Source organism: Actinoallomurus acaciae (genome assembly GCF_042429965.1).
Lineage (GTDB): Bacteria > Actinomycetota > Actinomycetes > Streptosporangiales > Streptosporangiaceae > Actinoallomurus > Actinoallomurus acaciae.
Map to the genome: position 1 here is coordinate 1 of NZ_JBHLZP010000364.1, position 8,403 is coordinate 8,403.

7 protein-coding genes are annotated in these 8,403 nt (G+C 72.6%); 3 read left to right on the top strand and 4 right to left on the bottom strand.

Features of this window, described 5'->3' with window-relative positions; genetic code table 11:
* Both ACFFNX_RS34550 and ACFFNX_RS34555 read right to left on the bottom strand, forming a co-directional pair.
* Positions 1-684: serine/threonine-protein kinase (locus ACFFNX_RS34550; RefSeq protein ID WP_378210117.1), on the bottom strand; the 684-nt coding region annotated here is incomplete at its 3' end.
* Between the two features lie 54 nt (positions 685-738).
* Complete coding sequence (locus tag ACFFNX_RS34555; RefSeq protein ID WP_378210118.1) at positions 739-1,770, bottom strand: serine/threonine-protein kinase; 1,032 nt, start codon at positions 1,768-1,770, stop codon at positions 739-741.
* Between the two features lie 161 nt (positions 1,771-1,931).
* Here ACFFNX_RS34555 and lysX point away from each other — a divergent pair, with 161 nt between their 5' ends.
* The 3 genes from lysX to ACFFNX_RS34570 all read left to right on the top strand — a co-directional run bounded on the left by lysX (position 1,932) and on the right by ACFFNX_RS34570 (position 7,339).
* Positions 1,932-5,204, top strand: coding sequence for a bifunctional lysylphosphatidylglycerol synthetase/lysine--tRNA ligase LysX (lysX, locus tag ACFFNX_RS34560; RefSeq protein ID WP_378210119.1), 3,273 nt, complete (start codon positions 1,932-1,934; stop codon positions 5,202-5,204).
* A gap of 48 nt (positions 5,205-5,252) precedes the next feature.
* Positions 5,253-5,915 carry a hypothetical protein gene (locus ACFFNX_RS34565; RefSeq protein WP_378210120.1) on the top strand — a complete coding sequence of 221 codons (663 nt, stop codon included), beginning with the start codon at positions 5,253-5,255 and terminating at the stop codon, positions 5,913-5,915.
* Between the two features lie 173 nt (positions 5,916-6,088).
* Positions 6,089-7,339, top strand: coding sequence for an exonuclease domain-containing protein (locus ACFFNX_RS34570; RefSeq protein ID WP_378210121.1), 1,251 nt, complete (start codon positions 6,089-6,091; stop codon positions 7,337-7,339).
* Here the strand turns inward: ACFFNX_RS34570 and ACFFNX_RS34575 are convergent.
* Both ACFFNX_RS34575 and ACFFNX_RS34580 read right to left on the bottom strand, forming a co-directional pair.
* Complete coding sequence (locus ACFFNX_RS34575; RefSeq protein WP_378210122.1) at positions 7,300-7,656, bottom strand: nucleotide pyrophosphohydrolase; 357 nt, start codon at positions 7,654-7,656, stop codon at positions 7,300-7,302. The genes ACFFNX_RS34570 and ACFFNX_RS34575 overlap by 40 nt on opposite strands.
* Entirely contained in the window at positions 7,653-8,234 is a 582-nt protein-coding gene (locus ACFFNX_RS34580) for a GNAT family N-acetyltransferase (RefSeq protein ID WP_378210123.1), read from the bottom strand. The genes ACFFNX_RS34575 and ACFFNX_RS34580 overlap by 4 nt, the downstream gene beginning before the upstream one ends.
* Positions 8,235-8,403: the final 169 nt, after the last annotated feature.

The window sequence follows — 8,403 nt, forward strand, 5'->3', positions numbered from 1 at the left end:
CGCCGCCATCGCCTCGACGCGGTCGTGCGGGCTGCGGCCCTCGCAGGCGGCGTAGAGGGTCGCGCCGAGCGACCACAGGTCGGAGGCGGGGCTCGCCCCCTCGCCGCGGGCGCGCTCGGGCGCGATGTAGGCGGGAGAGCCGAGGACCAGGCCGGTCTGGGTGAGCGTGGCGTCGCCCGCCACCCGGGCGATGCCGAAGTCGGTGATCACGACGCGGACGGCGCCGTCCGCGCTCGAGTCGAGCAGCACGTTGGCGGGCTTGACGTCGCGGTGCAGGACCCCGGAGGCGTGTGCCACGCGCAGCGCGGCGAGCATCTGCGACCCGATGTCGGCCACCTTCACGGCGGGCAGCCGGCCGTCGTCGTCGATGACCTCCTGGAGCGATCGCGCGCGTACGAGCTCCATGACGATCCACGGCCGGTCGTCCTCCTCGACCACGTCGTGGACGGTCACGATGCCGGGGTGGGACAGCCGGGCCGCCGACCGGGCCTCGCGCAGGGTGCGCTCGACGAGCCGCTCGCGGTCGGTGTCCGTCAGCCCCGGCGGAAAGATCACCTCTTTGACCGCCACCTCGCGATGCAGCAGGTCGTCGCGAGCGCGCCACACCCGGCCCATGCCGCCGCGACCGACCTGGCCCAGCAGGCGGTAGCGGCGCGCGAGCAGCGAACCCTCCCCGAACGGCATAGCTGAGGACCTTACCGACCGCCGGTGACGGTTCGGCCGCCTTGGCCGCGTAATTCAGCTAAATGTCGCGAAAAAGAACACGCCAAAAAGGACAAGCAGCACTGCGGCGACGATAACGATCGAGCGGATCGGGTACGGCGACGCGCCGATCTGCTCCGTACGGTCCGGCGCCGTCACCAGGGCCTCCGGCGGTTCGACCACCTCATCGGCGTCGTCGGCGCGCTCCTCGACGGACGAGGCCTCCCGCTCCTTCACGGCGGTCAGGACGCTGGGCGGCAGCCGCCGGGTGGCCCCGTCGGGCGCGTCCGCGGGCGGGTCGTCGGGCTCGGTCTCGGCGTCGCCGGCCAGGACACGGTCGAGCATCGCCGCGACCTCGTCGACGGTCAGGCGCTCGGCCGGATCCTTGCGCAGCAGGCCCTCGATGACCGGGCGCAGCGGACCGGCGTTCGGCGCCGGCTCGGGATCGTCGGTGAGCACGGCCACCAGGCTCGCCATCGCGTCCGGGCGCTCGAACGGCGACTTGCCCTCGACGGCGGCGTACATCGTGACGCCGAGCGACCACAGATCCGAGGCGGGCACCGCGACCCGCCCGCGTGCCCGCTCGGGCGCGATGTAGGCCGGAGAACCGATGAGCATGCCCGTCTGGGTGAGCGTCGCGTCGCTCTGCGCCCGTGCGATGCCGAAGTCGGTGAGGACCGCGCGGGAGCCGCTGACGAGGACGTTGCTCGGCTTGACGTCACGGTGCAGGATCCCCGCCTCGTGCGCGACGCGCAACGCGCCGGCCATCTGGCGCCCGATCTCGGCGACCCGCCGGGGCTCCAGCGGACCGTCCTTCTTGATCTGCTCGTGCAGCGAGCGAGCACGGATCAGCTCCATGACGATCCAGGGCCGGCCGTCCTCCTCGACCACGTCGAAGACCGTGACGACGCCCGGATGACTCAGCCGCGCGGCGGTCCTGGCCTCCCGGAACGTGCGCTTGTGCTGAACCTCGCGCTCTTCGTCGGAGAAGCCGTGCGGGAGGATCACTTCCTTGACCGCGACGTCACGGCCGAGAACCTCGTCCCGGGCATGCCAGACGGTTCCCATGCCACCGCGGCCTACCTCGGTGAGCAGGCGATAACGCTGCGCAAGAAGGGGGTTTTCCGGCATAGTTCGCCCACGATACCCACCGCGAGGCCTCCGTTGGCCTGACGCTCACCCAATCACCGGTACAAAGAAAGAATATGGCGCGCGACCACAGGAGCGAGATGACGACGAAGGCGGCGGGCACGGGGCGGCCGTGGGCTCGGCGGGTTGTCGAAGCCGTGCCGACCGTCCTGTTCTGGTACCTCCGCGTCTCTGGAATCCTTTCTGTCCTGGCCTGGTTCTCCTACGGCCTGATCGAGTGGATGTTCAACGTCTGGGTGCTGCGCTCCATCAATTACTTCGGCTGGTACCCGAGCCTCCCGTACGGCCTGCTGCTGATCCTCGTGTCCGTCGGCGTCCGGCGCCGCAAGAAGGCCGCCTGGCGGATCAGCGTCGTGCTGTTCCTGCTGTTCTTCGCGGTCTGGGCGCTCGCCGGGCTGTCGGACTGGGGAGGTCTGGGCGAGCTCATCACGGCGGGCGCCTTCGGCCTCGTCGTCGCGCTGCTCGTCGCCGCCCGCCAGGAGTTCTACGCGCTGCCGGACCGCGCCAACCGGCGTCTCGCGCTCGTCGTCTTCTCGGTGCTCCTGGTCGTCGGCGGCGTGATCGGCACCAACCTCGTCTTCCTCACCGACCGCGACCCGCGCGGCGCCGCCTGGACCCACCTGGCCTACGCCGGGCTCCAGACCCTCCTCGGCGCCGGCGACAAGGGCTGGGACCTCCAGGTCGACGTTCCGGTCTGGGTCGATGGCATCCTCGGCATCCTCGGCAGCGGCCTGCTCGTGATCACGGTCTGGGCGCTGTTCCGGCCCGGCCAGCGGCTCGCCGTGCTCACGCCCGACGAGGAGCTGCCGGCCCGCGCCCTCCTGGCCGAGTGGGGCGAGCGCGACTCGCTCGGCTACTTCGCCCTCCGCCGCGACAAGGACGTGATCCTCTCGCCGAACGGCCGGGCCGCCATCGCCTACCGGGTCGAGGGCTCGGTCAGCCTCGCCAGCGGCGACCCGCTCGGCGACCCGGAGGCCTGGGACGCGGCCATCAGCGCCTGGCTCGCCGAGTGCCGGGCGCACGCCTGGATCCCCGGTGTGCTGGGCGCCAGCGAGCGTGCCGCGGCCGCCTTCGGGCGCTGCGGGCTGGACGCCCTCGAACTGGGCGACGAGGCGATCCTGGACCTGCGGGAGTTCAACCTCGAGGGCCGGGACATGCGCCAGGTGCGCCAGGCCGTACGCCGGGTCGAGCGGGCCGGCTACACCGTGCGCATCCGGCGGCACGGCGCCATCGGCCGCGATGAGATGACCGAGCTGATCGCGGACGCCGACCGGTGGCGCGACGGGCACACCGAGCGCGGGTTCTCGATGGCCCTCGGCCGCCTGGGCGACCCGACCGACGAGCGCTGCGTCATGGTGGAGGCGTTCGACGGCGCCGGGACGCGCCGCGGGCTGCTGAGCTTCGTGCCGTGGGGACGGCCCGGGCTCTCCCTCGACCTCATGCGCCGCGACCGCGACGCCGAGAACGGCCTCAACGAGTTCATGGTGGCCAAGCTCGCGGAGAACGCCGCGGCGGTCGGGGTCACGCGGGTCTCGCTGAACTTCGCCATGCTGCGGTCGGTGTTCGAGCGCGGCTCGGCGATCGGCGCCGGCCCGATCTCACGGCTGCTCTACCGGCTGCTGTCGGTGGCCTCGAAGTTCTGGCAGCTCGAGTCGCTGTTCCTGGCCAACGCCAAGTACAACCCGGTCTGGACGCCGCGGTTCATGTGCTTCCCGCAGAGCCGCGACCTGGTCCGCATCGGGCTCGCCGCCGCGCGGGCCGAGGGGTTCCTGCCGACGCTGTTCAAGCCACGGCTGGACACGCCCTCTCCGTCGCCCACGCTGGTCGGGAAGATCAAACAGATCGAGGAGGCCGCGGACGCCGCCCGGCTGCCCGCGCGCCGGCTGTCGGAGCAGGAGCGCGTACGCCACGACAAGCTCGACCGCCTGCGCGAGGCCGGCATCGAGCCGTACCCGCTGGGCTTCGAGCGCACCGCGACCGCGGCCGAGGTGCGCGAGCGGTTCGGCGACCTCGCGCCGGACACCCACACGGGCGAGACCGTGGCGATCGCGGGCCGGGTCGTGCTGGCGCGCGAGCACGGCAAACTGATCTTCGTACGGCTCCGCGACGAGTCCGGCGACATCCAGCTCATGCTGGCCGCCGACTCCGTCGACATCGAGGCGCTGCGGCAGTGGAAGCAGCTCATCGACCTCGGCGACCAGGTCGGCGTGCGCGGCGAGGTGATCACCTCCCGTACCGGCGAGCTGTCGGTGCTCGTCTCGTCCTGGCTGCTCACCGCCAAGTGCCTGCATCCGCTGCCCGCCACGCACGCCCCGGGCTCGCTGAACGAGGAGTCACGGGTCCGCCAGCGCTACGTCGACCTGATCGTCAACGACGACGCGCGGCGGATGCTGCGCCTGCGCGGCGACGTCGTGACCTCGCTCCGCGACTCGCTGCGCGACCGCGGCTACCTCGAGGTCGAGACGCCGATGCTCCAGGCGGTGCACGGCGGCGCGGCCGCCCGGCCGTTCACGACCCGGATGAACGCCTACAACCTGGACCTGTTCCTGCGGATCGCGCCCGAGCTGTACCTCAAGCGGCTGCTCGTCGGGGGCATCGGCAAGGTCTTCGAGATCAACCGGAACTTCCGCAACGAGGGCGTGTCGGTTCGACACAACCCCGAGTTCACGATGCTGGAGGCCTACGAGCCGTACGGCGACTACAACACCATGGCGACGCTGACGCGCGAACTGATCCTCGCGGCGGCGCGCGCGGGCATCGGCGGCACCGTCGTCGTGCGCGACGGTGTGGAGTACGACCTCGCCGAGCCCTGGCGGGAGATCACCGTGTACGACTCGGTCTCCGAGGCCCTCGGCGAGCAGGTCACGCCGACGACGTCACTGCGCACGCTGCAGAAACACGCCGACCGCATCGGCCTGGGCCACGATCCGGAGTGGGACCAGGGCAAGCTGACCCAGGAGCTGTTCGAGACGCTGGTGGAGTCGACGCTGCGGGCGCCCACGTTCGTGCGCGACTACCCGGCCGCCACCTCGCCGCTGACCCGGCCCCACCGCGACACGCCGGGACTCGCCGAGAAGTGGGACCTGATCGTGTTCGGCCTCGAGCTCGGCACGGCGTACTCCGAGCTGATCGACCCGATCATCCAGCGGCGCAACCTCACCGAGCAGTCGCTCCTCGCCGCCGGCGGCGATCCGGAGGCCATGGACCTCGACCAGGACTTCCTGCGCGCCCTGGAGTACGGCATGCCGCCCGCCGGCGGCATGGGCATGGGCGTCGACCGGCTGATCATGACGCTCACCGGCCGTAACATCCGCGACACCATCGCCTTCCCGCTGACACGGCCGGGGTCCTGAGGTTCGACCGGCCGCAGCATCACCCGAACGCCACTACAGTCGTCAGGCGTGAGTGACTCTGAGCGAAACGTCACACCGACGCCGGCCGACAACCTCGACGGCTACGACGACCTCGAAGACTTCGACGCCGACGGGTTCCTGCAGGAGTGGCAGGAGGCCGACCGCACCGCGGTGGAACTACTCCGCGAGGCGCTCCCCGATGTGGTCGAGGCGTCCGCTCCGCAGGATGCGCTGGCCACGGCGGCCGAGCGCGTCCGCGAACACCTGACCGACTGGCCGTACCGCCACCTCGCCTCGGCCGCCGACTGGGGCCGCCGGCTCCCGGCCGACGACGAGACCCTCTGGACCCAGGCGGCCGGCTCGCTCGTGTCGATGCACGGCGAGTCGGGGCTGGGCAGCCACGAGGAGAGCTCGCTGATGGCCCTCCAGCACGCCGACTGGGCCGGGGCGATCATCGGCCTGGCCCGGGCGGGCGTGGGCACGCGCGCGTGGCCGGGGGATCTGTTCGAGCTGGCCGACAAGTGCCCGGAGATCGAAGGCTCCTACGAGCCGGACGATCGCGAGCCGATCGAGTTCGCCTTCGAGCTGATGGTGCCGATCTGGGAGGCCCTCGGCGCACTCGACGAACACCGCCGCCTGACGCCTCTGGGCCACTGGGGCCTGCCGCGCGCCCTCGCGTGGGCGTGGGACGGCTCCCTGGACGAGGGCTAGCCGGGCTCCGTCGAGCCGCCGGTGGGGCGCCCCCACCGAGAGTTCCGCATGCCCGAAGCCGCCGGTGCGTACATGAGCGCACCGGAAAAGGCCCCTTGCGGTACTCCGCGTCTCCGCTTCGGACGTCAAGTCAGAGCGGGGGTTCGCAGGCACCGGCCAGGCAGGGGACGCTCATGCGGGGATATGCGGTCGTCGACGTCGAGACCACCGGTCTGCGCGCGGGCGGGAACGACCGGATCGTCGAGGTGGCGGTGGTCCATGTGGATCCGGCCGGCGCGGTCACCGGCGAATGGGCCACATTGGTCAACCCCCGGCGCGACTTAGGCCCCGTCGCCGTCCACGGCATCCGCGCCGCCGACGTCCGGCAGGCTCCGCCCTTCGAGGCGATCGCGCCCGCGCTGGCGTCGCTGCTCGCGGGGCGCGCCATCGTCGCGCACAATCTGCCGTTCGACGTGCGGTTCCTGGCCGCCGAGTACGCGCGCGTGGGCGTTCATCCACCGCTGGCGAGCGACCATGGCCTGTGCACGATGCGGCTGGCGGCGGGCTTCCTGCCCGGGTCCCGCAGGACGCTCGCCGCGTGCTGCCAGGCGGCGGGCGTCGCCCTCGAACACGGGCATGACGCGCTGAACGACGCCCGCGCCGCGGCCGGTCTGCTCGCGTACTACCTGGCGGCGGGAGGGACGCCGCCTTCCTGGGAGGAACGCGCGCGGTGGGGTGCCGCGCTGCCCTGGCCCGCGCTCGCCAGGTCCGATGTCTCACCGGTACGCCGGGGCTGCGCGTCCGCGGCTCCGGGCGACTTCCTCGCGCGGCTGGCCGACCGGCTTCCGCGCTCCGCCGATCCGGTCGTCGACTCCTACCTCGCCGAGCAGGACGAGGCGCTGCTGGACCGCTACATCAGCGTGCCCGAGGCCGACAACCTCGTCGCCGTCGCCGCCGAACTCGGCATGGACCGGGCCGCGGCGCTGGACGCCCACCGGCGTTACCTCGCGTCCTTGGCCGTGGCCGCGTGGGAGGACGGCGAGCTGACGCCGGACGAGCGCGAGGACGTCGCGCGGGTGGCCGCGCTCCTCGGTCTCGGTGAGTCCGACGCGTCCCGCGCCCTGACGCGTGGCCCGACGGCCGGGGCCGGCGTCGCGCGGTTCGCGCTGGAGTCCGGTGACATCGTGGTCTTCACCGGCCAGACGTCGGAGCCGCGCGAGACTCTCGAACGACGCGCGTCGGCAGCCGGGCTGGTCGTCGGCGCCGGCGTCACGAAGAAGACCTCGCTGGTGGTCGCCGCCGATCCGGACTCGCTGTCCGGCAAGGCGCGCAAGGCCGCGGCGTACGGGGTTCCGGTCGTGGCCGAGGAGGCGTTCGGAGTGTTGCTGCGCGCGATGGGCCCGGGTCAGGGCAGCGGCGGGGCCTTGCGGGCGGTGCCGCGGTAGGTCTCCGGGTCGTAGCGGCGTTCGCTCTCGTCCAGCTTGGCGTGGGCGGCCTCGACGAGGTCGACGCCCAGGGCGTCGGCCAGGCGGACCAGGTAGGTCATCACGTCGCCCAGCTCCGCGCGTACGCGGGCGCCGGCCGCCGGGTCGGCCATCACCGTCGCCGCCTCCTCCGGGGTCAGCCACTGGAACTCCGCCAGCAGCTCGCCCGTCTCCCCCGCCAGCGCCATGGCGAGGTTCTTCGGGGTGTGGAACGGCTCCCACTCGCGGGCCGCCACGAACTCCCGCAGGCGGGCGGCGAGGTCCTCGATCGGCGTCATGCCCGCAGGTCCTTCTCGTAGATCATGACGTCGCAGGGGGTGGCCAGCAGCGGTGCGAGGTGCGGATGGGAGTCCTCCATCGCGCCCTTGCCGGCCACCGCGTAGCCGAGACGGGAGTACCAGGCCGCCAGGAACTCCTTCGAGGGGTGCGGGCGCTCGCGCGGCACGAGGAGCTCCAGCCGCATCCGGCCGTCGCCCTGCTCACGGGCGCGGCTCTCGGCGAAGCCCACGAGCTCCCGTCCGACGCCGATGCCGCGATGGCGCGGATCGGCGGCGAGCAGGCCGAACTCGCTCGTCCCGGCGTCGATCCGGTGGACGCGGACGCATCCGGCGATCCGGCCGTCGAGGCGTGCCACGGCGATCTCACCGGCGCGTACGAGCCCGGCGAGCTCCCGCGTGGAGGTCCGGACGGCGCCGTCGGCCCACAGGCCCTTCTCCGACTCCGCGTACACCTCGTTGACCAGGTCGGTGAGCGTGGTGACGGTGGCGTCGTCACCGGCCGCGGCGGGTGCCAGGGGCCGGATCTCAGGTCGTGCCGCGATGGTCGCCTCCCGTGGTCCGGGTTCCGATGGTGCCATGAAGCGGTGACTGGCGGGCGCGGACCTGGGTACGGAGGCGGCGTGGACGACGAGGCTCGGGACGCGGCCGCATCCGGCGGCACGGAACCGGGCGACGGCGCGCCGCCGCGCCGCGGGCCCGAAGGGTTGGACGAGTTGCGCGGCGACGAGTGGCGGCGGCTGCTCGCCG